We start from the raw sequence: 26,902 nt of genomic DNA on the forward strand, positions 1-26,902 counted from the left end.
CCTTATTCGGCAGGCTGGAGGGCGGGCTCGGAACCCGGCAACGGTTGCTCCTCGCGCTGGTAGCCGAGGATGGTCATGGTGATGTTCCAGGCCATCAGCAGCGCGCCGGAGAGATACATCGCGCCGCCCGCAGCCCGCATCACATAGTAGGGATGCATGGCAGCGACGGTTTCGGCGAAGGAGTAGACCAAGAAGCCCTGCTCATCATATTCGCGCCACATCAGGCCCTGCATGATGCCGGAAACCCACATCACCGCGGCGTAGACGACGATCCCCAGCGTGGCCAGCCAGAAGTGCCATGTGACGAGCCGCAGCGAATACAGACGCTCGCGGTTCCAAAGTTTAGGCACCATGTAATAGATCGCGCCGAACGAGATCATGCCAACCCAGCCGAGCGCGCCGGAATGGACGTGGCCGATGGTCCAGTCCGTGTAGTGCGACAGCGAGTTGACCGCCTTGATCGACATCATCGGACCTTCGAAGGTCGACATGCCGTAGAAGGCGATGGCTACGACCATCATGCGGACAATCGGATCGGTGCGGATCTTGTCCCAGGCGCCGGAGAGCGTCATGAGGCCGTTGATCATGCCACCCCAGGAAGGCATCCACAGCATGATCGAGAACACCATGCCCAGCGTCTGCGCCCAGTCGGGCAGGGCGGTATAGTGCAGGTGATGGGGGCCCGCCCAAATGTAGAGAAAGATGATCGCCCAGAAGTGGATGATCGAAAGCCGGTAGGAGTAGACCGGCCGGTTCACTTGCTTGGGCACGAAATAGTACATCATGCCGAGGAACCCGGCGGTCAGGAAGAAGCCAACGGCGTTGTGGCCGTACCACCACTGCGTCAGCGCGTCCTGAACGCCGGAAAAGGCGGAATAGCTTTTCGAGCCCAGCAGCGAGGCGGGCATTGAGAGGTTGTTGACGACATGCAGCATCGCGATGGTGACGATGAAGGACAGGTAGAACCAGTTCGCGACGTAGATGTGCGGTTCCTTGCGCTTCAGGATCGTGCCGAGGAACAGGATGAGATAAGCGACCCAGACGATGGTCAGCCAAAGGTCCACATACCATTCGGGTTCGGCGTATTCGCGGCTCTCGGTGATGCCAAGCAGGTAGCCGGTCGCGGCCATGACGATGAAAAGCTGATAGCCCCAGAACACGAACCAGGCGAGATCGCCGCCGAAGAGCCGGGCGCGGCAGGTGCGCTGCACAACATACAGAGACGTGCAAAGCAGCGCATTGCCGCCGAAGGCGAAGACAACGCCGGATGTGTGCAGCGGCCGCAGGCGGCCGAAGTTGAACCAAGGCTGGATGTTGAGGTCCGGGTAGGCAAGCTGCAAGGCAATGATCACGCCGACCAGCATGCCGACGACGCCCCAGAACATCGTTGCGATGGCACCGTAACGGACCGGCCCATCCATATAGGCGGAGGGATCAATCGGGACGGGCGCTGCAAAGCTCGTGTTGCGCAGGAGGACAACGACAGAACCGAGCAACACAAAGAACAGCACCCACATGTGCTGCCGGAAAGGTTCGTCGACACCAAAGCCGGCTGCCACCAGCGCCAGGAAGGTGAAGAAGCACAACAAGACAATTTCCGTGCCGAATTTCATGGCATGTCCCGACCTTGGATTCTGGTGCGCGGACGTCGATCCGCATCGGCACCAATTCCGCAGTTGCTGCGGTGTCGCCTTGATCCAGGTCAAAGCCGCCTTGTTTTGGATTGGGCAGCCTCGATCCAGCCAAGGGAGACTGCATTGAGCGGGGAGCAAGGACCGTCGTTGTTCGATGCGCGCAGCGAAGACGCGATGGCTTCGGCGCGAGTGGGCAGGGAGGCGATCCCAGCCGCGGTGATGAAGCGCGCGCATTGGGAGAAGCTGCAGCTCTGCGTTGCCCTGGAAAGAATTGCAGACGCCTTGCCAGGCGTCGATCGTCTGAAGTGCCTCGGCACGGCCAACGCGATCGTTCCGCTGCTGCGCAGCATTCATCGATACGAAGAGACGGTCATCTTTCCCGCCTACGAGGTTGCGGTGGCGGCCAACAATGCGGGTGTTGCTTCAATCCAGCGGCTGCGCGCCGAGCACGTCGAAGACGAATGCTTCGCCGACGAGATCACTGAAATTCTGCTGGCGATCGGTCACGGCGAGAGGGTAGATAATGCAGAAGCCATTGGCTTCATGTTGCGCGGTTTCTTCGAAAGCCTGCGCCGGCATATAGCGTTTGAACGCGAGCACGTGCTGCCGCTGATCGGGATCCCAGATTCTGACTAGAACCGCAACGGCGCCGGCGACGCCGGGTCTAGGCGCCGGAGCGCTGCTCCAGCCGTCCGAGACTGTCCACCAAAACGCGCCGGTTGTTCTCGATCCGGATGACGCCATCGGTTCGCAGCCTGGTTAACTGGCGGCTTACCGTCTCGATCGTCAGACCGAGGAAATCCGCGATATCCGCGCGCGTCAGCGGCAGATCGAAAGTCGCCGACCTAGCCGCCGGGTCGGCTGTGGGGTCGATGTTCCTGGCGATCATCAGGAGGAAGCTTGCCACCTTCTCCGACGCAGTCTTGCGGCCCAGCGTCACCATCCAGTCGCGCGCCTCATCGAGCTCGTTCAGCGCCTGCTTGAGCAGGCGATGTTCGAGCTCCGGCGATTCCTTCATCATGCGTTCGATGGCCGTCTTCGGGAACGAACAAAGGGAGACAGCCGTTGCGGCCTCCGCGTTGATTTCGCTTTCCGCCTTGAACGGACGTCCCAGAAAATCCGGCGCGAACTGGAGGCCGACAATCTGCTGGCGTCCATCCGAAAGGCTCTTCGTCAGTTTCACGACGCCGGAAAGTATGTTCGAATAGCTGTCGATGGCCTGGGCGTCGCCGATCAGTTCGGCCCCGGGCTCGACACTGTGCCTTGACGAGGTTCTGGCGAGCCCGACGAGCTGGTTGGGATCGAGAGCGCCGCAGACGCCGCGATGCCGCGCTTCGCAGGACTGGCAAAGCACGGGAATGCCGGAACTGTGAACGTCCTGTCTGACTGTCATTTCATCGCTCGAGGTCAAGATGCAGGCAGAATACCACCGCTGCCTCGAGAATCGTTGCGTCAGTTTGTCCTTGCCGTCAGCTGCTTTGACGAAGATCAAGGACGCGGCATTCTGGCGTTTCTAGGGTGCCGCTCATGCAGACAAATGCGGCCAACAACAGCCAGGCAAGTTTGACCGTCGCGGCGGGCGAAAACGTTCCGCGCTACACGAGCTATCCGACTGCGCCGCACTTTCACGCCGGCGTTGACGCGATAACGGTTCGCGGCTGGATGAACGCGCTCGAAGGCGATGACGAGATTTCACTCTACCTGCATGTCCCCTATTGCGACAGGCTGTGCTGGTTCTGCGCATGCCATACCAAGCAGACAAGACACTATGCGCCGGTAACGACTTTTCTGAGCGCTCTGCACAGGGAGATTGAAACGGTCGCGCAGCTTGTGAGCGACAGGGGTCGCATCCGAGCCGTTCATTTTGGAGGCGGTTCGCCGACCATGTTGAAACCCGACGACATGCTGGCGCTCGGAAAACTCCTGCGGCACCTGTTCGAATTTCTTGAGGACGCCAGTGTCAGCGTCGAAATCGATCCCAACGACATGGACGAGACCCGTCTGGACGCCCTCGCCGCAATCGGCATGACCAGAGCCAGTCTTGGCGTACAGGACTTCGATCCCAAGGTGCAGAGAGCGATCAACCGCGAACAGAGCTTTCAGTTGACCCGCCATGTTGTGGACGGCACCCGCGCGCGCGGCGTGAGATCCGTCAATCTGGACCTGCTTTACGGGCTGCCGCACCAGACACTCGAAAGCGTTGCCTCGACGGTCACGCAGGCGCTGACGCTGGAGCCCGACAGGATTGCGTTGTTTGGATACGCGCATGTACCGTGGTTCAAGAAGCATCAAACGATGATCGACGATGCGTGGCTGCCACAGTCCGCCGAACGGTTGGCTCAGTCGCAGCTGGCAGCTCAGCTGATCGTGTCAGCCGGATATGAGGCAATCGGAATAGACCACTTCGCAAAGCCGGATGATGCGCTCGCCATCTCGGCTCGCGCCGGAAAGATTCGTCGCAATTTCCAGGGCTATACCGAGGATCGGTGCGAAACCCTGATCGGTCTCGGGCCATCCGCCATCAGCCGCTTCCGGCAAGGCTACGCACAGAACATCACCGCAACGGGCGAGTACGAGAAGGCTGTGAACAGCGGACAACTCGCGACGGGCCGCGGCATCGAGCTGAGTGTCGACGATGTCGCGAGAGGCTGGATCATCGAACGCCTGATGTGCCAATTCCGCTTTTCGGCCATCGATCTGGTGGAGCTCTTCGGATCGGTCGGCGAAGAGCTGCTCCTCGTGGCAAGCCGCCTGGCCATCGGCGGCGCCGGCAAGATGCTTGCACTCGACGGCGAGACCTTTGTCGTGCCGGAGGAGAGCCGCCCCATCGTCAGGACAGTGGCGGCGAGGTTCGATAAATATCTCGAAAAGCGAACGGGCAGACATTCCGTGGCAGTCTGAAACGGTCCGGGCGGCCGGTCAAAAGTGCTCGCCAACCCTGAACGGGCCGATGCGCGTTCCGGCCGCGATCAGATAGGCGGTCGACCAGCCGAGCAGGAGAAAACCGTTCACCCCTTCCAGTGCCGCCAGCACGCGCCATGCGTGAACAGGCACGATGTCGCCATAGCCAACCGTCGAGAAGGTGATGGTGGAGAAGTAGAGCGCCGTCTCGAAGTCGGGCAGGACGCCGAGCATGCGATACACCCCGGCCCACAACCAGACCTCGGCTGTCATCACGGCAAAAAGACCCATTACCACGCTGATCATCGCAAGAACGCGGCTTCGCCGGCCATGCATGCGAAATCGCGCCACCAGATGTCCCATCGCACGGGTGACCGCGATGAGGCCGAAGGTGTGAATGACGACCGTCAGGCTTATGACGATCGTGCCGACCAACAGGTTGAGAGCCATGGGAGAAAATTAGGAACCGCGAGAGATGGTTTCCTTGCGCGAGATCAAACCTGAAGTCCAGGCAGGTTCCGCCAGGGCCAGCTATCGGCCACCGACTGTCGAAGTGGGTGGAAGCCGAAAGAACATCGCCAGTTTCAGGCTCGTCGCTATCCGCTGCGCCCGGTCGACAAACACTGCCGCTGTCTCCGGAGCGAAGAGTTCGGCCGCCGTCTGACCAAACAGGGCGCGCCAGATCTCGAAATCGGCCTCGGTGACATCCTTGAGTTTGAGATGAGCGGGCACCGGGCGGCCGTGATAGTCACCGCTCTTCAGGATGACGGAACACCAGAAGTCCGTCATTTTCTCCAGGTGCGGCTGCCAATCACCGGTGATCTCGCGTGCGAAAATCGGCCCAAGCCGTTCGTCGTTCCTGACTTTGGTGTAGAACTCGCGGACCAGTTTTCCGATCGACTCCCGATCGACACCGGCGTGGTCCAAGGGTTGTTCCGCGACGGGGCGCACCCTGTCGACCAAAGCTGATTTCGAGGTCATCACATTCTTTCGTTACTGCTGCTATCAGGACAATCCCAGGCGCCGAAGGGCGGCCTGCACGAAACCGGGCCGGTCGCGGACAAGCCGGAAACCCAGATTGTCGGGCGGCGTTCCGACGGCGCAGCCGCCGCTTTTGCCGTCCCGAATGAAGTTCGACATGTAGGTGCGGTGGAAGCCCTCCACGGCGTGCACCCCGCAATTGTCGATCGATCTGGCGATATCCGCACCGCCCCCAGCGACCGTCGCATGGACGTAGCATGTCGCAGTCCATTCCCAGATGTTGCCGGCAACGTCCGCCAATCCCTTCGAGTTGACACCAAAGGCGCCCTGTACCCTTGGTGCAGGATCCGGCTTCCGGCCTAGCGCGCTCTCGAGGCGATATTGGGCCAGCCAGCGTCGCGCGGGGTTGTTCGGGTCGCCATTGCCGCCCTCGATGTCAGCCCGGAATCGTTCGCCCGCGGCATAGGCCCACTCCGTGTCCGTGGGCAACCGCCATGCCTCACCGGTACGGGCTGACAGCCACCTCGCATAGGCTTCGGCATCGAGATAGCTCACACCCGTGACGGGAACGGTGCCCACGCTTGCCGTGTCAGCCGGCTTGCAGGCGTCGTCCGCCACGCAACCTGCATATTCCGAAACGCTTACCTGGTACTTCATGATTTCCAGCGGTGCATCGATCGTCTCCTTCACGACGGGCGCCGCGACGGGATGGTTTTCCTGGAGGAATTCCCCCGGCTGTGGGTGATAGAACGAGCCGGGCCCGAGCACCAACAGTTCGCGCACGGCCATCGGTTGAAGGGTCTCCAAGGAGCTCGTGTCGAGCGCATGGGTTATGCCCATGCCGATCAACGCGGCAGCTGCAATCGTTCCGGAGGCAAAGAGAGGGTCAAAGGACATCGCATCAAGTCCGGCCGTGAGTGCAACCCGTTGGCTCCGCCGCGGGTTGCACCGAGGTTCCGATCTCCCGCCTATGAAGCGATCGCCCTGGGCGCCTCGACCTGCATCATCAGGTCGTCGTCCCAGCTGCCGTCGACCGTGAAGTGCGCGGTCGCGCCAAGCTCCACCGCCTCGATCAGATTGTGGTTCACATAGGCGTAGATGCCCGGCTGCAGGAAGGTATACAGCGCCGCCCCAGCCGACCCGCCGCGGATGAACCAGGTTTCCATGTCCTTGGCCGGCGGGTTGGCAAACTTGCCCCCTTCCCAGACGAAGTCACCATGGCCGCCGATCAGGTGCGGGCGGGTGTCGCGATTGGCTTGCGAGTGCACGATCAGGACGGTCTCGCCGACCTTGGCCTTCATGGCGCTGTCGCCAGTGAGCGATCCCGCCTTGCCGTTGAACACGACATGGGTCGGGATCAATCCGCGCATGACTTTCACGGTGTCGTCATAGTTGTCGCCGGCCGACTCGTATTTCCTGAATTTTCCCTGCTCGTCGCGGGGGATGTAGAAGTCGTTCTCGCCGATATAGTAGATGCGGTCATAACGGACCGGCTTGCCCTTGTCGTCCTTGAGGCCGTCGCGCGGCAGTATCATCACGGCACCGCTCATCCCCGACACGACATGCCACGGGATCATCGCGCCGCCGGGCGCGCAGTGGTAGACGAACGTCCCGGGGCGCGTGGCCTTGAAGCGCAGCGTGACCTGCTCGCCGGGATTGATCAGCGTCAGCGCGCCGCCGCCAAGCGCGCCGGTGGCCGCATGGAAGTCGATGTTGTGGGCGAGCGTATTGGTCTCGGGATTGATCAGGGTGAGCTCGATATAGTCGCCTTCATGCACGACCATCAGAGGGCCAGGGATCGAGCCGTTGTAGGTCATCGCATTGAGCTGCGTGCCGTCGGCATCGATGACCATCGGCTTCTCCTCGATCGTCATGGTGAATTCGACGACCTTCGGGCCGCCCTTGGCCACCTGCTCATGAGCGTGGACGAACGGCGGCGCCACCAGGGTGGCCTTCTCACGCGGCAGCCCGGCGACGTCCTTCGCGCTTGCCGTGACTGGCATTGCAACAACGGCCGCGGCAGCGGCCGCGGTAAGAACAGAACCCAACAAAGCTTCGCGTCTCGTAAGCATTTTCCATCTCCTTGGCTCTAGCAACTTGATGTCCTCACAATAATCTCGGCTCTGGCCACGTCTTTGCGCTAACGCAAATCCAATACGCTTGGTACGGTTTCGTGTTTTAGAGATGGATGCACCAATGCGGACGCCGACCCGTGGGCAGAGGCATCTGTGGATCGACCAACGGTTTCGTAGGGAGAGGCATCGGCAGTGCGGCACGAAGCCTGTAAAAGACAGGCCGGACCAGACCGCTCCCCCGGTCTGTCCGGCCTGTGCCTCCGGAAGATTGCAAACCGGAGGGCATCTATGAAATCAGATCAGTTGGAAGCGGTTTTGGTCGCTTCGGCGAATAACTCGGCAAATACGGGTTTGGCCTTTCCGATCTGCTTGACGGCTTGGGCCGCTTCGAGGTTGACAGGTTTGCCGACGACGATCAGCGCCACCATGCCCATGCCGTAGTGCGGAGCGCACTTCACGCCGTAGACGCCCTCCTTGGTCAGGGCCACCGCGACCTCCTCATTGGGTTTTCCCTTGAAGGCTTCGGCGCCGTCCGGGATCATGTCCTTGATGCTTTCGGCATTGTGGGACTTGTCGGTCGGTACGAACTTGATCGTGTCGCCGGGTGCTGCCCGAACAAGGGCGGGCTGGAAGACCATTGAGCCTTTCTCGCCCTTGTTCAGCATCTGCACGACGTGTTCTTCGGCATTGACTGCGCCGGCGAGGGAGAGCAGGGCAACGGCCGCGGCGATCAGGGGAAGTTTCATTTGGAAATCCTTTCTTGGGTTCGTCACGGCATCAACCGTTGCGCCCCCTTTAAGCCACCAGACGGTTCGGCGATTTGCGCTGGCGCAAACTCGCGACCAAAACTTCCCTTGGGCTTCTCATGGAGGGTGGCGCGCATGGACGAGAGCCGAAGCACGCTGCTCTTGCCGCCTGTCGGTCGCCCATGAGACATTCCCTGACCAGATGGACCGTGATGCACTGGCAGCATCAAATTCGGGAGGGGACAGAGTTGGGTAGCCTCGATCGCTCGCTGATTGCCGGGCTGCCTGTCTTTGCGGGTATGGCCGCCGCGGATCTCGACCGGATAGTCGGCCAGGCTCGATCATTGAGGATCGCCAAGGACCAACCGCTGTTCGAGCAGGAACAGGAAGCTCATTCCTTTTTCCTGCTGCTCGACGGCCATGTGCGCGTCGTGAAATCGACGCCGGATGGTCATGAGGTGACGGTGCGGTACATAAGTCCAGGCGAGTTGATGGGAATCGCCCATGCACTTGGCCGCACCACCTATCCGGCAAATGCTATCGCCGCCGTCGATTGCGTGGTTCTTGCCTGGCCGAGCCGCTTGTGGCCGGAATTCGCAGCCGATTTCCCCAGTTTCAGCGCCAATACGTACAAAGCCGTAGGTAGCAGGCTGCAGGATGCTCATGCGCGCGTCATCGAAATGGCTACAGAGCAGGTGGATCAGCGGGTCGCCCACGCGCTGCTCAAGCTGGTCAAGCAGACGGGCAGAAAGACAGAGGAGGGAATCCTCATCGACTTCCCGATCTCCCGCCAGGATATTGCCGAGATGACGGGAACAACGCTCCATACGGTGAGCCGACTACTGTCGTCGTGGGAAGACCAGGGTTTGGTCAAAAGCGGGCGCCAGAAGGTGACCGTGGTAGAGCCTCACCGGCTCCTTTTGATTGCGGAAGGCCGCGCCGAGAAGAGCTAGTCGGAGCCGGAACTCTCGATTGCAGTCCACAAATCGCGACTGAGTTGTTCGTCGTTCAGATTGTGCTCTCGTGCTGCGTCGGAAACGGTGTGGAATGAAGCAATCGGGCAGCCGACGCAAAGCATGCCGTGCTGGAGCACGACCCGGATGGCCGCCGGCGACCTGTGCATGATTTCGTCCATCGTCGCATCGTCGCTGAATTTGCGTTTCATGCCGCTTGCCCACGCTTGGAGGCGGCATGCTGCATCTGATTTCCGGGATGCTCGTTGCGCCAAGACAAAGAAGAAGCAGCCTGCTGCACATCGCGGTTGAACAACGCAGACCGTCGACCGCGTCAGGAACCGCTTCTCCCGCCCGTTATCCAGCGAGAACATGCCGCCTCGGCAAGGCACCACGTCGACAATGTGACCGGGGGCTCCGGCGGAGGATGGACCTCCGCCGGAGCGCGCGCATCACTTCATCAGGTCGGTCCAGATACGGGTATAGAGTTCGTCGACCTCGGCGGGGCAGACTTCCTGCCAGCCACCGGCGGCAATGTACTCCGCCGGAATGTTCAACTCGGGCGCGGCCTTGATGTCGTCGCGCATGAATTGGGTCGAGCCCTTGATGCCGTTGGCATAGGTCGCGAAGTTCGAAATCAGGGCCGCGTTTTCAGGCGCCATGATGAAGTTCAGGAACTTCTTGGCATTGTCCGGATGCGGCGCGTCGGCGAGGATTGCCACGCTGTCCATGAACAGCGAATAGCCTTCCTTGGGGAAGCCGAGCTTTATGTCGGCATTGACCTGCCGCGCCCGGAATGCGGCGCCATTGTAGTAGAGCTGGGCCAGCGTATCGCGGCTGTCCATCTTTTCGATGCCGTAATCCATCGAGACCCAGGACTTCTTGGCTTCGAGCAGCTTGTCTCGAACCTTCTTCAGCAGCGCCTTGTCTCCGGTGCACCAAGTGCCGCCCATGTACCGGATGGCGGCATAGAGAACATCGTTCTTCTCGGGCACGACATTGATCTTGCCCTTCAGTTCCTGCGGCGGATCGAGCCAGATTGCGCTGGTGTTGATGTCACCCTTGTAGACGGAAGTGGCAACGACCGGCCCAGTCATACCCCACTGCCACGGCACAGAGTAATGACGGCCCGGATCCCAGCCGACATTCACCCAGCGTTCGTCGACATTCTTGAAATTCGGCATCTGGTCGGGCCGCGATTCAAGGAGGAGACCCTCTTTGATCCAGATCGGCACGAAATTGGCCGACGGAACCACCATGTCGAAACCCGAGCCGCCCGCCCTGACCTTGGACAGCGCGGTATCGTTGGAGTCGTAGTCCGTCACCGTGACCTTGATGCCGGTTTCCTTCTTGAATTTTTCCAGGAGTTCCGGGCTGGTGTAATTGCCCCAGTTATAGAGGCTCAGTTCTTCCTCAGCGAGGGCCGCTGAACTTGCCGCCGCGAGCAGCATCGCCGATGTCAGCGCCGTCAATATGGATCGCATGCTTGTCACTCCTCTGTAAGGTTGATTATTTTTTGCGGTTGATCAGATGCACGGCCGTCACCAGAAGGATCGAGGGCACCAGAAGCATGGTGGCGGCAGCATTGACTTCGGGGGTCATGTCGCGACGGATCTGACCCAGCATGTAGGTCGGCAGGGTTTCCTGTCCGCCGGACTTCACGAGATCGGTGATGACGACATCATCGAGCGAAATGACGAAGGCCAGCATGAAACCCGCTATGATGCCGGGCGCCAGCCTCGGAAGCGTCACATGCAGGAACGTCTTCCACGGATCCGCATAGAGATCGGCTGCCGCGGTTTCGAGGGTCAGATCCATGCCTTCCAGCCGAGCGCGGATCGGCAGATATGCAAACGGGATGCAGAAGGCCGTGTGCGCCAGGACCAGATAGCCGGTGCCCGAGTAGCCGGTTGCCGACTTGACTGCGGCGAACACGATCAGAAGCGAGATGGCCGTTACGATTTCAGGAACGATCAGTGGCTGGTTGATCAGGGCGTAGGAGACCAACTGCCCGCGATAGGCGTCGGTTCGGGTCATGGCAATGGCGGCCATCGTGGCCATGACGGTCGCCAGGACGCCGGCCACGGTGGCAAGAAACAAAGAGAAGAGAGCTGCATTGATGATCAGGTCGTTGTGCCAGGCCTTGACGAACCAATCGAAGGAGAAGCCGCCCCAGACGCCGAGCGAGGAGGTCGCGTTGAAGGCGAACACGACGAGGATGAGGATCGGCAAATAGAGAGCGACGATCGCCGATCGCGCAATAATGCTGAAGCCTGGCTGCGCCTTCAGATCGAATGCGTGCTGACTAGCGGCCATGCGCATTCTCCTTACCCGAACTTCCGCGGATGTAGATGATGAGCGCCACTGTCACGATCACCAGGAGGCAGATGGACAGTGCTGCGCCGAGGGGCCAGTTTCGACCCTGACCGAACTGCAGTTCGATCAGGTTGCCCATCATCATGTTCTTTCCCCCGCCCAAGACGCGCGGCGTCACATAGGCGCCGATTGCGGGGATGAAGACGAGGATCGATCCGGCGATCAGGCCCGGCTTGCAGGAGGGGATGACGATATGCCAAAGCACCTTTGAGCGCGTCGCATAAAGATCGTACCCTGCCTCCACAAGGTTGAAATCCATGCGCTCAAGGCTCGCATAGATCGGCAGCACCATGAGTGGCAGGTAGACGTAGACGAGCCCAGGAGAACCGCCCCGTCCGTGAACAGCATCTGCATGGGCTTGTCGATCAACCCGGCCCAGATGAGGATATTGTTGACCGGCCCCTGATTGGACAGGATGCCCATGATCGCGAAGGTGCGGATCAGAAGATTGGTCCAAAAGGGGATCGTGATCAGCAGCATCCATTGCGACCGGACCTGCTCGGGCCGGGTCGCAATGTAATAGGCGGTCGGGAAGCCGATGAGCAGCGTGGCTAGCGTCGTGACCAGTGCCAGTTTGATGGAACGCCAGAAGATGATGAGATTGGCATCGGCCAGTACGAGCGTGTCGTCAAAGGGATCCCGCTCCACAAAGACGTTCGTCCAGCCGTCGAGGCTGAACTGACCGAGTGCGACCCCGCCGAAGGCGCCCTTTGCCATCACCGAATAGACAAGCATCACTGCAAGCGGCCCGACAGAGGCGATCACGATTGTCGCCAGGGCCGGCGCCTTGAGCAACCAGCGGCGCCGGCTTTCGGCGGTTCGGCGTGTGGCCGCCATCTCAGCGATGCCGGACATGTTCGCCTCCGAGCAGCCGGGCGCTACGGCTATGGATTCGCAGCCATACCTGTGTGCCGGACGTCCTGATTTTCTCTTGTTCCGGGCTGTTGGTCAGGCGGGCTGTGAAAGTCGAACCGTCGTTCAGGCGCAATTGAAGGCGGGTGTCCGTCCCAACGAAAACCTCGTCCTCGACGACTGCAGGAATGCAGTCCGATGACGGGGCGTCGAGGACGTCGACATGTTCCGGGCGGATCAGGACCTGAACCGTCCCGTCGCCGGAAGTTCCGGCTTTGCCGTAGGCGGTAGCGACAGCGCCAGCAATTCTGACCTGGTGAGCATCCGCAGCGGCCTGCCCGACAAGCCGGCCGCTCAGAATGTTCGATTCGCCGATGAAGTCGGCGACGAACCTATCCACCGGAGCGTTGTAGATTTCCCGCGGACGGCCAACCTGGAGCACCCGCCCACGGTTCATGACGGCAATGCGGTCGGACATTGCCAGGGCTTCCTCCTGATCGTGCGTCACGAAAATAAACGTGATGCCGGTTTCAGTTTGGAGCCGCTTCAATTCGACCTGCATCTCCTTTCTCAGCTTGTAGTCGAGGGCCGACAACGGTTCATCGAGCAAAAGCACTTCCGGTTGCGGAGCCAGAGCGCGGGCCAGGGCGACACGCTGCTGCTGCCCGCCGGAGATCTCACTGGTCCGCCGGTCGGCAAGCGTTTCCATCCGCACGAGTTTCAGCATCGCGGCCACGCGATCCACGCACCTGGACTTCGTCCAGCCCAGCATTTTCACTCCGAAACCGATGTTCTCGGCGACAGACATGTGGGGAAAGAGCGCGTAGTTCTGGAAAACCGTGTTGATTGGCCGCCGAAACGGCGGAAGCGCCGCAATGTCCTTGCCGCGGAGCAGGATTTGTCCATTGGTCGGAAAGTTGAACCCAGCGATCAGCCTCAAAAGCGTCGTTTTTCCGCAACCGGACGGGCCCAGCAACGTAAAGAACTCGTTTTCGGTAATGTCGATCGACACATCGTCAAGCGCCAGGAAGGCCGAGGCGCCGGTGCCATAACTCTTTTGCAGGCCGATCGCCTGGATCGCCAGGCGACGATCCGCGGTTTGCGGTTGGGTGGGTTGGGACAATGCCAGCATATCAGGCCTCGAAGGTAACGCGACCGCCGCAGACGGTGAGTGCAGGTGAGAGGGTGTTGATCTCCCCGGGTGAAACGGCCTCGATATCGCCGGATAGGAGGACAAAATCGGCGAAATGACCGGGTTTGAGTTGTCCCTTCCGGTCCTCCGCGTGTTCGGCATAGGCACCTTCGATCGTATAGGCGGCAATCGCCTCGTGGAGGGTGTAGCTCTGGTCTGGCAGATGCGGCGCCCAGGGCTCGCGGTTGACGGCCGCATGGATGCCGGCCAGGACGTCAATCCGCGCCACCGGCCAATCCGACGCAAAGACAACATGGGCTCCCGCCTGCTTTAAAGTCCGCCAGGCATAGGCAAGCGGCCAGCGATCGGGCCCGATGCGGGTCTTGGCCGGTTCAAGCGGGAAATCCATCACGCCCGGGGGATGCGGCGGCTGCATGGACGCGATCGCGCCAAGGACAGCAAAGCGCGGAATGTCGCTGGGCTGGATGACCTCGATATGCTCGATCCGGTGGCGCGCGTCCCGCGGGCCATTGGCCTTCATGGCGGCTTCATAGCCGTTCAGGACCGCGCGCACCGCACCGTCGCCGATCGCGTGCACGGCGATCTGCAGACCGCGCCGGTCCGCCTCGGTCGCCATTTCCGTGAATTGGGCCTGCGTGAAGAGCGGTTCCCCGGTGAAGTCGGGCCGGTCTGCATAGCCGTCGACGAGATAAGCGGTGTAGCCTTCGATCACGCCGTCATAAAAAGCCTTCACGAGACCGGAGTTCAGCCAGTCCCCGCGATAGTCGTCATTCATGCGGGACGCCTTTTCCAGCATGTCGACCGTCATGAAGTTCTTGAAATGGAAGGGAACCTTGACGCGGCAGAGCAGGGCGCCCTGATCCTGGATCTCGTCGAGCAGTTCCAGTGTGTAAAGATTTCCGTCCATGTTGTGGATCGACGTGATCCCGTGCCTGGCGCACCAGGCCAGGGCGGCTTTTATGGACGCCCGGTCCAGCGCCCTTTCCTCTGGCGTTGGCGGTTCGGGCGGCTCGCCTCCCGTGGAAAGCCCCAGCGACGAACGAAATGTGCCGGCATAGACATTGACCGGTCCGAAGGCCTCGACTTCGCGCAGTTCGCCGGTAGCAAGGCCATCGCCGCCCATGACCACCTCGTTGCCGGGGCCCAGGGCTTTGCCGTGGAGAAGCCGGACTTCCTCTAGCAGTATGGTGTTGGCCCACATTGTGTGATGGTCAAAGGCCACGAAGGCCAGGGGCCGGTCATCGAGGATGCTGTCGAGGAAATACCGGTCGATCGGGCTGCCATCGAGCATGTCATAGTCGGCACCCTGGCAAAAAAGGACCTTCGCTTCCGGATTTGCCGCGGCGTGAGCCCGCACTTTTTCGCGGATCGCGGTTTTACCCTTCGTGCCCGTCAGCAACAGGTCATTGAGGATGGCGCCGCCGCCAAACACATGCATGTGCGCTTCGATGAAGCCCGGCAGCACGCTTCGGCCGGCAGCGTCGATCATCCGCGTCAAATTGCCGGCAAACGGCAGCACTTCGGTTGCGTCGCCAACAGCGAGAATTCGTCCATTTGCGACGGCCATCGCAGAAGCCGCCGGCCTGGCCGGGTCCATGGTCAGAATCTTTGCGCTCGTGACCACTATGTCCGCTTGCATCAATGACGCTCCCCCAGCCTGCCCAACTTCCCTTCCGGTTAGGGCAGCAATTGGCTACATTTTTTGAATACTTTGTTGTATACACTATGCGCTTGTGAATGCGTGAGTCAACCGGTACCTATTTGCCGCGTTGACGCCAGCCGGTGTTAGGAGCCCCGATGAACGACGTTGCCCGCGGACATTTGCGTCAGTCGACCTACGAATCGATCAAAGCGATGATCGTGACCGGGCAGCTGTCACCGGGCAGACGAATTACGGAACTCGAGCTCGTCGAACAGCTTCAGGTCAGCCGGACGCCGGTGCGCGAGGCACTTAATCGATTGGAGCGTGACGGGCTTGTGGTCGAACGTCCCCGCACGGGATTTGCGGTGGTTCAATTTGACGAAACGATGCTCCGGAACGTCTTCGACATCCGGGCAGAGCTGGACGCCTATGCGACGACCTTGGCGATCGCCCGTATCACCCTCGATGAAGTGGAACTGCTGCGCGGCTTGGTCGCGGATTGCGAGCGCCTGGCGCAAATCGACCCATCTCCCCGTGCCCGGCTGGAGGAGATGCAGACCGGCATGGAAATCCATCGCGCAATCGCGCGATTTAGCGCCAACGTCATGCTCGCGGAAATGCTGAACGGACTTTTGGACAAGTGCCAAGTCTATGTGTGGATGGAATTGACCCAGCTGAACGACTGGAAGGCGGCGCGTGACGACCATCATATGATTGTTGAAGCGATCGCTGCCGGGGACGCCGACACAGCCTGCCGCGAATCCCGCCGTCATATCCGGCAATCGAGGGATGGCATCCTGGACCTCATGCTCAGACAGCGTGATCTGCGCGACCTGTATCTATCCCGAAACGAGGAGTCGCAGACCCGACCGGGTCTGGCTGTTTGAGTATCAGGCTCCCCATGCGACAAAGGCTTTTTGCCGACGACAATAGCCCTGGAACGACTGAAACAGGCGCAAAAGCTCGAAGCTTCCGGTTCAGGGCAGGGCGTTGCCCTTGGACAGACGTTTGGCGGACCTTGCGGGGAGGCGTCCGCTCTGATTCCCTGCCTTTGGTGGGGGTCGCCTGATTCGTGTGCTCGTTGCTCCGGTTCCGCTTGATAGTGCGGCGGGGCAGCAGGTGATTTCGCTAGAAAGATGAAAAATGACCGCCAAGCCGGAAATCCTGGAGATGAGGCCTAAGATCACCGTTGTCGGCGTCGGCGGCGCCGGCGGAAACGCCGTCAACAACATGATCTCCGAAGGCTTGCAGGGCGTCGAGTTCGTCGTCGCCAATACTGATGCCCAGGCGCTCACGATGTCGAAGTCGTCGCGGCTGATCCAGTTGGGCGCGCATGTGACAGAAGGTTTGGGGGCCGGATCTTTGCCACAGGTCGGCAGCGCGGCCGCGGAGGAATCCATAGACGAGATCATGGATCATCTCGCGGGAACGCATATGTGTTTCATCACGGCGGGCATGGGGGTGGCACCGGGACAGGCGCGGCGCCGGTTATTGCGCGTGCCGCACGCGATGCCGGCATCTTGACGGTGGCGGTCGTTACCAAGCCTTTCGTGTTCGAGGGCAAGCGCAGGACCCAGGCCGCGGAGGAAGGCATAGAACGCCTTCGCGAGTGCGCCGATACGGTGATCGTCATCCCGAACCAGAACCTCTTCAGGGTCGCCGACGCCAGGACCACGTTTGCCGACGCCTTTGCCATGGCAGACCGTGTTCTCTACGCGGGTGTCGGATGCATCACGGATCTCATCGTGAAAGAAGGCCTGATCAATCTCGATTTCGCCGATGTGAAGTCAGTGATGCGGGACATGGGCCGGGCGATGATGGGAACCGGCGAGGCTTCTGGCGAGGGCCGTGCAAGGACTGCGGCCGAGGCTGCGATCGCCAATCCGCTGCTCGATGAGGCTTCCATGACAGGCGCCAGAGGCCTGCTCGTGTCGATCTGCGGCGGCACGGACATGACGCTGTTCGAGGTCGATGAGGCTGCGACACGGATACGGGAAGAGGTCGACGCCGACGCCGACATTATCGTGGGCGCCATCTTCGACCAGGCATTGGCCGGGAAGTTCCGGGTATCGGTCGTCGCAACGGGCCTGCGCAAGATCATGGACATTGCACAGCCCGAGCAAAGGACCGCTTGAAGCGCTCGGCCTGTCCAACGGCGACGCACTTGCCGCACTGTCGCTCAACCTTTGACCGAATCCAGCCGCAAACCCGGCGTGCCAGACCGACCAGCCGATCATTCCTGCTCGACTATCGTCGCGTCCTGGAGGCGATGAGCATCGCGCGGATGTTCGCGGCGAGGCGGCCGCAGCACGTTGCCGACCGCACCATCGACAAGCCGGCTCAGATCATTGCGGAACCTCCGCCTCTAGGGTAATTTAGAAACTGATTGGATGAGGAATGCGCCCGCATTCGCCTTGGCGCCTCTCTCAGTTCCTGTATCGGCAGATTGTGAACTCTTTAACAGACCCTGACACCGCAAGCTGCGTTCTTGTGGTCGACAGGTCATAGCAGTTAAGGATTTGCCATGCTGCGATGCTGCGCGTTCATTGCAGCCTTGATCATCGTGAGCCTCGCGACGTTCGACGCTCACGCCGATCGAAGGGTTGCCCTTGTGATCGGCAATTCCGAATATCGTGAAATCCCGGCGCTCAAGAACCCGGACAAGGATGCCGCGGATGTGTCGAACACGTTTCGGCTTGCCGGCTTCGACGTGTTCGTCGCCAAGGATCTCACCAAGCTCGAATTCGAGAAGCAGTTTCGCAGCTATCTGGCCGCCGCCGACGGCGCCGACCTGGCTGTCGTCTACTATTCCGGCCACGGCTTCCAGATCGGCGGCGAGAATTTCCTGATCCCGGTCGACGCCTCGCTGAAGAGGGCGGCCGACATCGAGGTCCAGGCGATCAAGCTCAACGATGTGTTGGAGCAACTGCGCTCGAAATCGAAGATCCAGGTGATCATCCTCGACGCCTGCCGCAACAACCCGTTCCCGCGCAAGGACTACTGGCTGCGGGATCAACTGATCACCGCCGGCAATGCCGGCCTCGCGCAGGTCAAGAGCTCGCTGAACACGCTGATCGCCTTCGCCACCGAACCGGGCTCGGTCGCCTATGACGGAACCGGTGACCTTAGTCCCTTCTCATCGGCATTTTCGCGCCGCGCGCTGGCGCCTAACCAGGAGATCCGCGCCGTGATGGCCGCGGTGCGCCGCGACGTCGTCCAGGCGACCGACGGCAAGCAGGTTCCCTGGGAAAACTCCTCGCTGATCGACGAGGTCGTGCTGATGCGCCGCGCCACCCGGCCCTCGCTGCCGCCGGTGCTGGAGAAGGTCGTGTTGTCGGGGGTCGGCCCGGTCGATCTCGGCCTGCCGCAGCCGGTCGATGTCGACGGCGGAACCGTCACCGTCAGCATCGAGAGACCGCCGGCTCTCGGCCGCCTGACGCTGGACGGCAAGCCTGTCGAGGTCGGCCAGCCGATCCAGGGCAAGGACCTGCCGCGCCTGAAGATGGATGTCCCCAAGGGCGCCGCCGCGCAGGACGAGGTGGATATGCTGGCCTACGCCACGCATGACGACTGGGGCGGCCAAAGCCAGGGCATACTGGTGTTTCGCGTCAAGAGCGGCGAGGGAGCCGATGGTCAGCAGATCATGGCCTCGCTGGAGGCCGAGCAGAAGCAGCAGATCCTGGAGCGCGGCATCCAAATCACCGGCGCCGCAGAGGCGATCGAAAATCGTGACATCGGTGTTCCGGTGGGCGTCGGCCCGGTTGCGCTGAACCTGGATCTGCCGACGAAGGACCCCGCGGTCAGCCTGAAAGTCGCGAGCTATCCGGCAACGGGAACGCTATCCCTGCCTGACCGAACACTGACGCCCGACTCAAGCCTAAGGGCCGACGAGGTCGAGCACCTGCGGTACGAACCGCAGATCGGCACCGTCAAGCCGCTCATAGTCGGCCTCGAAATCCGGGCCGACGACAATTCATCCAAGCCCGCCAGCATGAAACTCTCGCCAAGCGTCGATCCATGCGACACGGCCGCCGGCGAACCGCTCGACCTGCAAGGCGTGGTCCCCGGCCTGTTGCCCAACGAGATCGGCGCCGGCGCGGTGGACGCGTGCGAGACGGCTGTGAAGGCTTATCCGGATGTACCCCGCTTCCGCTATGAACTCGGACGCGCTCTGCTTGCCGTGGGCAAGGTCGAGGATGCCAGGACAGCCATCGAGGAGGCCGCGAAAAGGGGGCATGTCCGCGCCGTCTTCGAACTCGGCTACCTGCATGCGACCGGAACCGGAACCGCTCAGGACCGCACGCAGGCCAATGCCCTCTACAAGGCTGCGTCGGACAAGGGCGATCCCTACGGCATGACGTCCTGGGGGCGCGCCCTGTTCAACGGCTACGGCGTCAGGCCCGACACTGCAAAGGGGTTGGACCTGCTGCTCAAGGCCGCGGCGATGGGGCACACCTATGCCATGAACGATCTCGCCGCGATCTTCACGGAGGGCCGCAACGGCGTGACCGCCGACCCGGATCGCGCGGTTGCCTTCCTTCAGGCCGGCGTGCAGCGGCAGGACATGTATTCGATGAACCTGCTCGGCCGGAACTATCTTAGCGGCCAGGGCGTGGACAAGGATCCGAAGATGGCGCTGACGCTGTTTCAACGGGCCATCGATCTCGGCCAGCCCTACGCTCCAGCCAGCCTTGGGCGCATGTACCGGGACGGCTCCGGCGTGGAGCGGGACCTCGCCGAGGCACAAAGACTGTTCGAGCTAGGGACCATGCGCGGCGATCAGTCCGGCGCCTACGATCGCGCGGCTCTCGAAATGCAGAAGGGCGACAAGGCCAATCAGGCCGTCGCCGCGCGTTTCCTCGCTTTCGCGGCCGCGCTCGACCTTCGCAAGGAGCTGCCGGAGGCCAGGAAGACGCTGGCAAAATTCGCAGCGAAGCCGAAAACGGCGGCGCTGGAGCAGTTGCAACAGGAACTCAAGTCGAAGGTCGCCGCGACCGGCTCGCTGGACACTCAGCTGATCAACGCGGCCAGAGGGGTGTGGGAAGAAGCCAATCCGCGCAGGGACCTTTTCTGATCAACCGGGAGGCAATGGTGGGCAGGACATTGAAGCAGGCAATCACCGCAACAACGCTGTTCGGCTTCATGGTGGCGCTCATGGGCTGCACGTCCCTGATGCCCAAGGCCGAGCCGACACCGGTGGCGGCGAAGCCGCAGCAGAAGGTGGTCCGCACGACCCCTCAGACCACGGTCGTCAAACAGAAAAAGGTGACCGCCAAAAAAGTGGTAAAGCCGGTTGAGGAAACCACTGTGACCGCGCCTGTTGTTCCCACTATGGGAGGCGGTGGGAGCGGCGGAGGCAATAGCGGCGGCGGCTGGGGAGGATGACCAAGCATCCAGGGCAGCCGGCTGCGATGACCGTGCGCTGCGCCACTGGCTTCAGCACCGCTTCACAAAGGCCTAGGCATCCGCAGATTGGCGCAGCGCCTCGATCTCCGCCGTCTGGATGCCCATTTCGACGAAGGCTGAAAGCACGGAAAAGCGATCGGCGAGCGCGACACGTGCCAGCCCCGCCAGTATCCCGGCATTGACCGCATGGGCGGCGGGGAACGGCCGCATCACAGGCATCGCCGCCTCGTCCGCGGCTAAACCGCCGTCGCGCCATATCACGGCCAGGGCAATCCAGGCGACCGGCGTCGTCGGCGGCATCGCCACGGCCCTGCTCAGCGCCGCATGGTGCCTGGGATTGTCCGGCTCGCTGACCCAGTCGCCGACAAGCATGAGCAACTCCAGGTCCTGCCCGTCGAGCAGGTCGCGCAGGTGGCTCAGGCATTCATGAGCCCACCAGACCGCGGCCCGTTCGGCGAGCAGATAGGCACAGAACGTGATTGCTTCCTCGGGCACCGGCCCGGCGAGCAGGGCTCGGCAGAACTCGATCGAGGCCTGTTCGGTCGGGAGGGCGCTCATGTCCCCGGCGACAGCGGGACAAGCCGTGAAAAGGTCCCGTGCCGTTTTGTATCGGAGCTCATTGGCCATGGCCGCCACGCCTTTCCCCGAGGAATAACAGCCACTCAAGCGCCCGGCGAGGCGCCGGTCAAGTCTTGCTCGACGGGCAGGCGGCCATCGCCGGCGATGCCGGATATTTTCGGTGTGGCCGACAGACAATCGCTTCGGAATTTGATATGATCCGCGGCCGGCGAAATCGGATGCTTCAAACGGGAGTAACGGTTATGCGAATGGGCAGTTCAGCCTTTGTGTTGGCGGTCGTGCTTGTGTCTGGCCAGGCTTTTGCCGATCCGCTGCAGAAATCGGAAGACATTGTGAAGTTTTTTGCCGGAGCGGGCAATCTCGGCGCTTCGCGCGGGATTTGCGTCGGCACCGAGGACGAGTGCAAGAGCAAGGCCGAGGCGAAGGACGCGCCGGCCAAGAAAACCGGCCTCGACATGATGATCAATTTCGGGCTCGATTCAGCCCAGCTCGACACGACCGCGCGCACCGAGCTCGACGAGTTCGCCAAGGCGTTGAAGGACCAACGGCTGAGCTCTTTCAGCTTCGTCGTCGAAGGTCACACCGACGCCTCCGGCTCGTCCCGCTACAATCAGGAACTGTCACAAAGGAGAGCGCAATCGGTGGCCGCCTTCCTGACGGCCAATGGCGTTGCCGCCACCAGGCTCGAAGCGATCGGCCTGGGCAAGACGCATCCGCGCAGCGCCAACCCGTACGATCCGGTCAACCGCCGGGTCGAAATGCGGATCAGGACGGAGTAGCACCCCTCATTTGCGTCGGCAGGCGCCCTTTGCGGCAGGCCCGGGTTCCGGCCGTCACTTGTTGAGCACGCCGCCCACAGCCACACCGGTGCCGAAGATCAGCGCCTTGGTCAGGAAGTCGTTGTTGTTGTCCTGGGGCGGCGGGGGTTCCTCCCGGCCGACCAGGGTGTCGCGGTTGCGCTTCTTCTGAACGACCTGCTGTTGCTTCTTGCGCTGCTTCTGCACCACCGGCTTCGGTGCGCGGGCCTTCTGCACCACCTGTTTCTTCGGCGTCGTCGCGCGGGCCTGGTCGGCGGCGTGCCTGGCGCGCACCGCCTCCATCATCGGGTCCGTCTGGACCACCAGGAAGGCCAGTTGCTCCCGCGTCAGGAAGCCGGTCGGCGGCAGGCCGTTCTCCTCTTGCCAGTCGCCGATCGCCTGGCGGGTCTTGGGGCCCATATTCCCGTCAACGCTGCCAAGTTCGTTGCCGAGGACCTCGATGCGCAACTGCAGATCGATGCGCCCCTCGCGATCGAGACCGATGGCGCTTTCCGTCAGTTCGCTGCCCAGCGCCTGCTTCATTTCGTCCGAAATGCCGACCGACGTGCGCACGGCGGAGCCGGAATTGGCGTTCGCCTCGTCCGTATCGAGGGCCGCGACCTGCTTGTCTTCGGCTTTCGGGTCCTGCAACTCGTCGATGTTCAGCTTCGCCACCGTGGCGAAACGGCCGTTCGGGAACTGTTCGAGATAGGCCTCGTAGAACGGGATGGAATTCTTCTTCGAGGCCTCGTCCCACAGACGCTGCTCGACTTCCCATGACGGAGGTTCGCCGACCACTAGGGCGGGGGTCGAAGTGGCCGCGGCGCCGGGTGTCTCGGCTGCGGGTTTTGCCGCGGGCGTCGCCTCGACAGGTTTTCCCATGAAGACCTCGCGCCCCAGCGAGGCATTGTGCCACGGCCGCTGCCGGCCTTGCGTGGTCTCGGTCACTTCGCCGCGCACGCGCGTCAGCGCGCTCTGGATCTCGACGCCCGGCTCGGTCAGGTGCCTGGCGAGGGCGGTCGAATAGGGACTGTTGACGCCGTTGCCATCGAAAGCGATGGCGCCGGGATCGGTTGCGTAGGCAATCAGGATGCCGCCGGTGCCGACACCGTCCGATTTGGCCTCGACCGGCGCCAGTCCGGCCCCCAGCGAACGGCTCTTCGGCAGCGCGGCGGCAAGAGTCCTTGCCAGCGGATTATCGCGGCAGGCGTCGAGGATGATGACCCCGACCGCCGGCTCGGGCGGCAGCGCCGACATGAACTCGTCGATCTGGATGGTGCGGGTCTTGAGATAGGCCGGCGACGTCAGCTCGGCATCGACCGGAATGAGGAAATTCTTGCCGTCTACCTGCATGCCGTGGCCGGCGTAGTAGATGACGGCGAGGTCGGCGTCGTAGGATTGCTCGGTGAACCGGCTGATGAGGCTGTGCATGCCCGCATTGTCCTGGTCCAGGCCTTCGATAACCTCGAAGCCGGCGTTGCGCAGCGTCGATGCAATGAGCTGTGCGTCATTGGCGGGATTGGGCAAGGCGACGGCATGGACGTATTTGCTGTTGCCGATCACCAGCGCGACGCGTTTGGGGTCGGGCGCGACGCTGTCGGGCGCGGCGGCCTGGGCGGCGAGCGAGGCCAGGACAAACAGGATAAATCCGCTCAGAAAGACGGCGAACGCTTTCATGGGTCAGCCCTCCGCCCCAACGGGGCGCGCTAGTGGTGTCTGCACATGCTAAAATTCATCCGCGACACAAGTCGCTTCTGCCAAAAATGGCGTCTGGGCGTCTGTGACCCCGGCCACAGTTTTGGTTCACAAAAGGCCCAAAAAAGTTCGCCGATAATAGCACCTGGCAGGGGGAACACCAACGACCCCACCGGTCGAGGGGCGGTCAAAGAGTGTTCTGAACCGAGCTAATGAGGGCGGTGAGGGCCTGCTTGTACTTTTCGAATTCCGGCGACGTCTGGCGGATCTCGGTCGTGGTCGTCGTCTGCTGGCCCGCGTCGGTGGCGACCCGGGCGACCTTCTGGCCCATTTTCCGTTCCGCCCAGTCCATGACGTAGCTGGCCGTCTTGCCGGTTAGGAACGGGTTGGCCTGGATGACGGCCGATCCGAGCACCGCGCTCAGTTGCGTCGAGCCCGGCGCCGCCAGCACCTGGGCCGCGCCTTCCATGCCGAGGAAATGACAGAGATAGAGCCGCCCGGCGGTGATCTGGTGCCCGCGGGCGCGGAGATAGGCCTCGCCCTCGCGCGCCAGGTTGCGCACCATCTCGCGCGACAGCGTGGCGTCGTAGCGAAGCGCGAGCAGGTCGGCGGTCGACAGCGAGCGGGCGAGATCTGGCCTGTAGGTGTTCATCATCCGGATCCAGGTCTTGGTGATGAACTGGCCGGCGCCGGTCGCGGAGGAAAGCGGGTTCTTGGCCCGCGCGCTGCCGCCGCTTTCGACATGGACGATGCGGTCGGTCAGCGTCTCGACGGCAGCATCGCCGGACCCGCCAGAACCGCCTGAAACGTAGCTGGCAACCGTGGTGACCGTTCCCAGCGGATCGATCGCCACGCCGGCCTGGTAGAGCTCGAAATGCAGATGCGGGCCGGTCGAAAGCCCGGTGGTGCCGATATAGCCAATGACGTCGCCGGCCTTCACCTTGGTGCCGACGCCGCTCGCGAGCGCGAATTTCTGCATATGCGCGTAGCGCGTCTCGCGCCCGTTGGGATGTGAAATCTTCACCAGATTGCCATAGCTGCCGCCATCGCCCTGAAAAGTGATCTCGCCATCGAAGGCGGCCATGATTGGTGTACCGATCGGAGCAGCCCAGTCGACGCCCTTATGGATCCGAACCGTGCCGAGGATCGGGTGCTTGCGCGGGCCGAAGGTCGAGGTCATGACCCCGCTCACCGGGGTGACCATGCCGTTGGTCACGGCCAGCGAACGAACCTCGTCATTGCCGGTGACGCACGCAAACTGGCCGTCGCTTTGCTGGAAAACGAAACAGTCGAGGCTTTTCTCGGTGCCCTGGACGCCGACATAGAGGACCCGTCCGGAGATCTCGCTTTGGCCGCGAGGCGTTTGCGAATAGATCAGCACCAGGCGCTGGTCTTCACTGGCGAAGGCGTCGAGATCCTGCCCCCGCGACAGATACATGATCGCCTCGCCGATTACGCTGGTCGGAACCTTGTTGCGTGCGGCCGTCGAATAGATCGCGTCGAGCAGACGATACTGGCGCTTGGGCCCGCCCTCGTCGGATGCGCCTGAATAGTTGAATAGATCCTCGCGGACCCATGGGTCGACGCCCGACACGAACGCTCCCTCGGCGTTGCGCGTCAGTGTCCCGACATAGACGTTCCTGGCGTAGATCGAAACCTGCATGAGCGACGCTGTCGTCGCTTCGCGCGTCGGCCTGAAGCCACGCATGGCCACGACATGGCCCGGTTCCAGGCTTTCCCGTTTGAACAGTGCCTTCAGCGCCTCGCCGGCGAGTTTCGCATCGTCGGCCGAGAAATGCGCGTCAAGCACGACGCTGTCCAGGCTGCGGTCATTGAGGATTTTCACGAACGTGTCTTCGGTCGCCTCGAAGCGCTGGTACTCGCTGGCGACGGTCGCGACGGTCGTATTGTTCTCGATCTCGGTCTTCTTGAAGGCGGGAAGGGCGGCTTCGCCCTGATCGACGGTCTCACCCCAGCCAGCCTCCGGATCGTCGGCATCTGCCTTGGGCGCCGGACCGTCAGGCGTTTCGCTCTCGTCGGGCGCCTGCTGGAGTTCGTTGTCCAGGTCGCCTTGCTGGTCGCCGGTTGCAGCCGGCGCGGGTGGGGCGGGTTGCTGATCGGGTGCGGAAGCCGGGGGCTTCGGAGGGGTCTGCCGCTGCGCCTGGAAGAAGGCGAAATCCTCCTGTGTCGAGGGGATGGTGGTCATGAACTTTTCGCTGGCGCTGAGCATCACGTCGGACAGGATCTCGAGTTGCGGCGAAATCCCGGCCTGGTCGAGCTCCGCCGGCCGCGCGACCGCATGGCCTTTCGCCGAGGTGTCGGCATCGGGGGCGAGGGTGATCCACATCGGGTCCCCGGCGAGATCGATTATGGCGGGCACATAGACCGACGCGTCGGCCGGGACATCCTCCGTGCCCTCGACAGCCTGCAGTTCCTCGTCCTCGTCGCCGAACGACCAATAGTCGGCGGTAAGATAGAAACCCATGGCGGCCGCAGCCAGGACGATCGCCGCAAGGCCAACGCCGAAGCGGCGCCAGACCTTGCGCCTGCGCAGCGCCAGCCGCGCCTCCCTTTTCCGCCTGAAGCTCGTGTCGATGCTGTGAGTCACGGGCTGTTTCCGGTCAGGAAGAAGGTCCAGCGCACCTGTTCAAGCGTATCGACTTCGACAAACCGCGCGGCGATGTGGCCGCGCTGCCAGCATTCGTTAATGCCGCGGATCGAGAAGCGGCGCCGGTCGATGCACATTTCGGTCGAGCCGCCCAGGATCGCATGGCCGAACACGTCCGTCGCATAGATGTAGATGTAGCGGTTGGTCAGCTCCTCGCGAATGACGTTCACGCACTGGTTGGCGCCGATGGTCCACCAGCCGTCGGTCTGGTCGGCATTGTCGACCTTCTGGCCGACGGCAAGATTGACGACGTCGAGGGTCTGATTGCAGACCGTGAACTCCGCGCGGGCGTGGCCGATCGACAGGATCGTCAGCAGTGCCGCGAACGGGATCGCGGCAGGCCTGGCGCGGCCGATCAGGCCAAGCAGGGTTCGGGCCCGATCACGCAGCTTGCGTGGCGGGACGACGGGCGGGAAGGAAGAACGCGAGCGGCGGATTTCCATC

24 protein-coding genes and 3 pseudogenes are annotated in these 26,902 nt (G+C 62.2%); 9 read left to right on the plus strand and 18 right to left on the minus strand.

What is annotated here, in order from left to right; all coding sequences use genetic code 11:
• Window positions 1-2 precede the first annotated feature (2 nt).
• On the minus strand, window positions 3-1,613 hold the full coding sequence (gene ccoN, locus EJ073_RS30590) for a cytochrome-c oxidase, cbb3-type subunit I (RefSeq protein ID WP_126058909.1): 1,611 nt from the start codon (window positions 1,611-1,613) through the stop codon (window positions 3-5).
• A 240-nt stretch (window positions 1,614-1,853) separates the two neighbouring features.
• Between ccoN and EJ073_RS30595 the strand changes: the two genes are divergently transcribed.
• Window positions 1,854-2,270, plus strand: a complete 417-nt coding sequence (locus EJ073_RS30595; protein WP_126059403.1) for a hemerythrin domain-containing protein — start codon at window positions 1,854-1,856, stop codon at window positions 2,268-2,270.
• A 28-nt stretch (window positions 2,271-2,298) separates the two neighbouring features.
• On the opposite strand, the gene EJ073_RS30600 is transcribed toward EJ073_RS30595, so the two are convergent.
• The gene (locus EJ073_RS30600) at window positions 2,299-3,027 is read right to left on the minus strand and encodes a Crp/Fnr family transcriptional regulator (protein WP_126058910.1); all 729 of its coding nucleotides are present in this window, start codon (window positions 3,025-3,027) and stop codon (window positions 2,299-2,301) included.
• A gap of 134 nt (window positions 3,028-3,161) precedes the next feature.
• Here EJ073_RS30600 and hemN point away from each other — a divergent pair, with 134 nt between their 5' ends.
• On the plus strand, window positions 3,162-4,535 hold the full coding sequence (hemN, locus tag EJ073_RS30605) for an oxygen-independent coproporphyrinogen III oxidase (RefSeq protein WP_126058911.1): 1,374 nt from the start codon (window positions 3,162-3,164) through the stop codon (window positions 4,533-4,535).
• 18 nt (window positions 4,536-4,553) lie between these two features.
• Here hemN and EJ073_RS30610 read toward each other — a convergent pair whose 3' ends face one another.
• The 5 genes from EJ073_RS30610 to EJ073_RS30630 form a co-directional block, all read right to left on the minus strand.
• Entirely contained in the window at window positions 4,554-4,970 is a 417-nt protein-coding gene (locus tag EJ073_RS30610; RefSeq protein WP_245455432.1) for a potassium channel family protein, read from the minus strand.
• A 96-nt stretch (window positions 4,971-5,066) separates the two neighbouring features.
• The gene (locus tag EJ073_RS30615) at window positions 5,067-5,516 is read right to left on the minus strand and encodes a group III truncated hemoglobin (RefSeq protein ID WP_126058913.1); all 450 of its coding nucleotides are present in this window, start codon (window positions 5,514-5,516) and stop codon (window positions 5,067-5,069) included.
• Window positions 5,517-5,540: 24 nt separating this feature from the next.
• Entirely contained in the window at window positions 5,541-6,413 is an 873-nt protein-coding gene (locus tag EJ073_RS30620) for an SUMF1/EgtB/PvdO family nonheme iron enzyme (protein ID WP_126058914.1), read from the minus strand.
• A gap of 71 nt (window positions 6,414-6,484) precedes the next feature.
• The gene (nirK, locus tag EJ073_RS30625) at window positions 6,485-7,588 is read right to left on the minus strand and encodes a copper-containing nitrite reductase (RefSeq protein ID WP_126058915.1); all 1,104 of its coding nucleotides are present in this window, start codon (window positions 7,586-7,588) and stop codon (window positions 6,485-6,487) included.
• Window positions 7,589-7,890: 302 nt separating this feature from the next.
• Entirely contained in the window at window positions 7,891-8,337 is a 447-nt protein-coding gene (locus EJ073_RS30630; RefSeq protein ID WP_126058916.1) for a pseudoazurin, read from the minus strand.
• A 248-nt stretch (window positions 8,338-8,585) separates the two neighbouring features.
• On the opposite strand from EJ073_RS30630, the gene EJ073_RS30635 reads away from it, so the two are divergent.
• On the plus strand, window positions 8,586-9,290 hold the full coding sequence (locus EJ073_RS30635) for a Crp/Fnr family transcriptional regulator (protein WP_126058917.1): 705 nt from the start codon (window positions 8,586-8,588) through the stop codon (window positions 9,288-9,290).
• Here EJ073_RS30635 and EJ073_RS30640 read toward each other — a convergent pair.
• The 7 genes and pseudogenes from EJ073_RS30640 to EJ073_RS30670 form a co-directional block, all read right to left on the minus strand.
• Window positions 9,287-9,502 (minus strand): DUF1858 domain-containing protein, encoded by a 216-nt coding sequence (locus tag EJ073_RS30640; protein ID WP_126058918.1) that lies wholly within the window; start codon window positions 9,500-9,502, stop codon window positions 9,287-9,289. The two genes, EJ073_RS30635 and EJ073_RS30640, sit on opposite strands and share 4 nt — an antisense overlap.
• A 108-nt stretch (window positions 9,503-9,610) precedes the next feature.
• Window positions 9,611-9,694, minus strand: a pseudogene (locus EJ073_RS30645) (DUF779 domain-containing protein); the annotation flags it as partial.
• Between the two features lie 48 nt (window positions 9,695-9,742).
• The gene (locus EJ073_RS30650) at window positions 9,743-10,774 is read right to left on the minus strand and encodes an extracellular solute-binding protein (protein WP_126058919.1); all 1,032 of its coding nucleotides are present in this window, start codon (window positions 10,772-10,774) and stop codon (window positions 9,743-9,745) included.
• A gap of 25 nt (window positions 10,775-10,799) precedes the next feature.
• Window positions 10,800-11,606 carry an ABC transporter permease gene (locus EJ073_RS30655; protein ID WP_126058920.1) on the minus strand — a complete coding sequence of 269 codons (807 nt, stop codon included), beginning with the start codon at window positions 11,604-11,606 and terminating at the stop codon, window positions 10,800-10,802.
• A pseudogene (locus tag EJ073_RS30660) lies at window positions 11,596-12,521 on the minus strand (ABC transporter permease). The gene EJ073_RS30655 and the pseudogene EJ073_RS30660 overlap by 11 nt, the downstream one beginning before the upstream one ends.
• Window positions 12,505-13,650 (minus strand): ABC transporter ATP-binding protein, encoded by a 1,146-nt coding sequence (locus tag EJ073_RS30665; RefSeq protein ID WP_126058921.1) that lies wholly within the window; start codon window positions 13,648-13,650, stop codon window positions 12,505-12,507. Before EJ073_RS30665 ends, EJ073_RS30660 begins: the two are co-directional and overlap by 17 nt.
• 1 nt (window position 13,651) lies before the next feature.
• Window positions 13,652-15,310 (minus strand): amidohydrolase, encoded by a 1,659-nt coding sequence (locus tag EJ073_RS30670; RefSeq protein WP_126058922.1) that lies wholly within the window; start codon window positions 15,308-15,310, stop codon window positions 13,652-13,654.
• A 158-nt stretch (window positions 15,311-15,468) separates the two neighbouring features.
• Here EJ073_RS30670 and EJ073_RS30675 point away from each other — a divergent pair, with 158 nt between their 5' ends.
• The 5 genes and pseudogenes from EJ073_RS30675 to EJ073_RS30690 all read left to right on the plus strand — a co-directional run bounded on the left by EJ073_RS30675 (window position 15,469) and on the right by EJ073_RS30690 (window position 20,698).
• Window positions 15,469-16,200 carry a GntR family transcriptional regulator gene (locus tag EJ073_RS30675; protein ID WP_126058923.1) on the plus strand — a complete coding sequence of 244 codons (732 nt, stop codon included), beginning with the start codon at window positions 15,469-15,471 and terminating at the stop codon, window positions 16,198-16,200.
• Window positions 16,201-16,543: 343 nt separating this feature from the next.
• Window positions 16,544-16,914: pseudogene (locus EJ073_RS33030) on the plus strand (cell division protein FtsZ); the annotation flags it as partial.
• Between the two features lie 216 nt (window positions 16,915-17,130).
• On the plus strand, window positions 17,131-17,448 hold the full coding sequence (locus EJ073_RS33035; RefSeq protein ID WP_348627277.1) for a hypothetical protein: 318 nt from the start codon (window positions 17,131-17,133) through the stop codon (window positions 17,446-17,448).
• A 476-nt stretch (window positions 17,449-17,924) separates the two neighbouring features.
• Window positions 17,925-20,387 (plus strand): caspase family protein, encoded by a 2,463-nt coding sequence (locus tag EJ073_RS30685; RefSeq protein WP_245455433.1) that lies wholly within the window; start codon window positions 17,925-17,927, stop codon window positions 20,385-20,387.
• A gap of 29 nt (window positions 20,388-20,416) precedes the next feature.
• A complete protein-coding gene (locus EJ073_RS30690; RefSeq protein WP_245455434.1) occupies window positions 20,417-20,698 on the plus strand; it encodes a hypothetical protein in 282 nt (93 codons plus the stop codon).
• A 72-nt stretch (window positions 20,699-20,770) separates the two neighbouring features.
• On the opposite strand, the gene EJ073_RS30695 is transcribed toward EJ073_RS30690, so the two are convergent.
• Window positions 20,771-21,346 carry a hypothetical protein gene (locus tag EJ073_RS30695; protein ID WP_189347288.1) on the minus strand — a complete coding sequence of 192 codons (576 nt, stop codon included), beginning with the start codon at window positions 21,344-21,346 and terminating at the stop codon, window positions 20,771-20,773.
• 194 nt (window positions 21,347-21,540) lie between these two features.
• On the opposite strand from EJ073_RS30695, the gene EJ073_RS30700 reads away from it, so the two are divergent.
• A complete protein-coding gene (locus tag EJ073_RS30700) occupies window positions 21,541-22,077 on the plus strand; it encodes an OmpA family protein (RefSeq protein ID WP_189347287.1) in 537 nt (178 codons plus the stop codon).
• A 54-nt stretch (window positions 22,078-22,131) separates the two neighbouring features.
• Here the strand turns inward: EJ073_RS30700 and EJ073_RS30705 are convergent, their stop codons facing one another.
• The 3 genes from EJ073_RS30705 to EJ073_RS30715 all read right to left on the minus strand — a co-directional run bounded on the left by EJ073_RS30705 (window position 22,132) and on the right by EJ073_RS30715 (window position 26,901).
• Window positions 22,132-23,772, minus strand: a complete 1,641-nt coding sequence (locus EJ073_RS30705) for a caspase family protein (protein WP_126058927.1) — start codon at window positions 23,770-23,772, stop codon at window positions 22,132-22,134.
• Window positions 23,773-23,977: 205 nt separating this feature from the next.
• The gene (locus EJ073_RS30710; protein ID WP_126058928.1) at window positions 23,978-26,398 is read right to left on the minus strand and encodes a M23 family metallopeptidase; all 2,421 of its coding nucleotides are present in this window, start codon (window positions 26,396-26,398) and stop codon (window positions 23,978-23,980) included.
• Entirely contained in the window at window positions 26,395-26,901 is a 507-nt protein-coding gene (locus EJ073_RS30715; protein WP_245455435.1) for a DUF1036 domain-containing protein, read from the minus strand. Before EJ073_RS30715 ends, EJ073_RS30710 begins: the two co-directional genes overlap by 4 nt.
• Between the last annotated feature and the right edge of the window lies 1 nt (window position 26,902).

The organism is Mesorhizobium sp. M4B.F.Ca.ET.058.02.1.1 (genome assembly GCF_003952505.1).
In the GTDB taxonomy this organism is placed as follows: domain Bacteria; phylum Pseudomonadota; class Alphaproteobacteria; order Rhizobiales; family Rhizobiaceae; genus Mesorhizobium.

Excerpts from the sequence above, each read along its gene's own strand:
- EJ073_RS30615 (WP_126058913.1), bottom strand. The coding sequence starts at position 5,516 with ATGACCTCGAAATCAGCTTTGGTCGACAGGGTGCGCCCCGTCGCGGAA.
- EJ073_RS30665 (WP_126058921.1), bottom strand. The coding sequence starts at position 13,650 with ATGCTGGCATTGTCCCAACCCACCCAACCGCAAACCGCGGATCGTCGC.
- EJ073_RS30650 (WP_126058919.1), bottom strand. The coding sequence starts at position 10,774 with ATGCGATCCATATTGACGGCGCTGACATCGGCGATGCTGCTCGCGGCG.
- nirK (WP_126058915.1), bottom strand. The coding sequence starts at position 7,588 with ATGCTTACGAGACGCGAAGCTTTGTTGGGTTCTGTTCTTACCGCGGCC.
- EJ073_RS30595 (WP_126059403.1), top strand. The coding sequence starts at position 1,854 with ATGAAGCGCGCGCATTGGGAGAAGCTGCAGCTCTGCGTTGCCCTGGAA.
- EJ073_RS30630 (WP_126058916.1), bottom strand. The coding sequence starts at position 8,337 with ATGAAACTTCCCCTGATCGCCGCGGCCGTTGCCCTGCTCTCCCTCGCC.
- EJ073_RS30675 (WP_126058923.1), top strand. The coding sequence starts at position 15,469 with ATGAACGACGTTGCCCGCGGACATTTGCGTCAGTCGACCTACGAATCG.
- EJ073_RS30670 (WP_126058922.1), bottom strand. The coding sequence starts at position 15,310 with ATGCAAGCGGACATAGTGGTCACGAGCGCAAAGATTCTGACCATGGAC.
- EJ073_RS30715 (WP_245455435.1), bottom strand. The coding sequence starts at position 26,901 with ATGGAAATCCGCCGCTCGCGTTCTTCCTTCCCGCCCGTCGTCCCGCCA.
- ccoN (WP_126058909.1), bottom strand. The coding sequence starts at position 1,613 with ATGAAATTCGGCACGGAAATTGTCTTGTTGTGCTTCTTCACCTTCCTG.
- hemN (WP_126058911.1), top strand. The coding sequence starts at position 3,162 with ATGCAGACAAATGCGGCCAACAACAGCCAGGCAAGTTTGACCGTCGCG.
- EJ073_RS30620 (WP_126058914.1), bottom strand. The coding sequence starts at position 6,413 with ATGTCCTTTGACCCTCTCTTTGCCTCCGGAACGATTGCAGCTGCCGCG.
- EJ073_RS30640 (WP_126058918.1), bottom strand. The coding sequence starts at position 9,502 with ATGAAACGCAAATTCAGCGACGATGCGACGATGGACGAAATCATGCAC.
- EJ073_RS30655 (WP_126058920.1), bottom strand. The coding sequence starts at position 11,606 with ATGGCCGCTAGTCAGCACGCATTCGATCTGAAGGCGCAGCCAGGCTTC.
- EJ073_RS30700 (WP_189347287.1), top strand. The coding sequence starts at position 21,541 with ATGCGAATGGGCAGTTCAGCCTTTGTGTTGGCGGTCGTGCTTGTGTCT.
- EJ073_RS33035 (WP_348627277.1), top strand. The coding sequence starts at position 17,131 with ATGGGAACCGGCGAGGCTTCTGGCGAGGGCCGTGCAAGGACTGCGGCC.
- EJ073_RS30600 (WP_126058910.1), bottom strand. The coding sequence starts at position 3,027 with ATGACAGTCAGACAGGACGTTCACAGTTCCGGCATTCCCGTGCTTTGC.
- EJ073_RS30695 (WP_189347288.1), bottom strand. The coding sequence starts at position 21,346 with ATGGCCAATGAGCTCCGATACAAAACGGCACGGGACCTTTTCACGGCT.
- EJ073_RS30705 (WP_126058927.1), bottom strand. The coding sequence starts at position 23,772 with ATGAAAGCGTTCGCCGTCTTTCTGAGCGGATTTATCCTGTTTGTCCTG.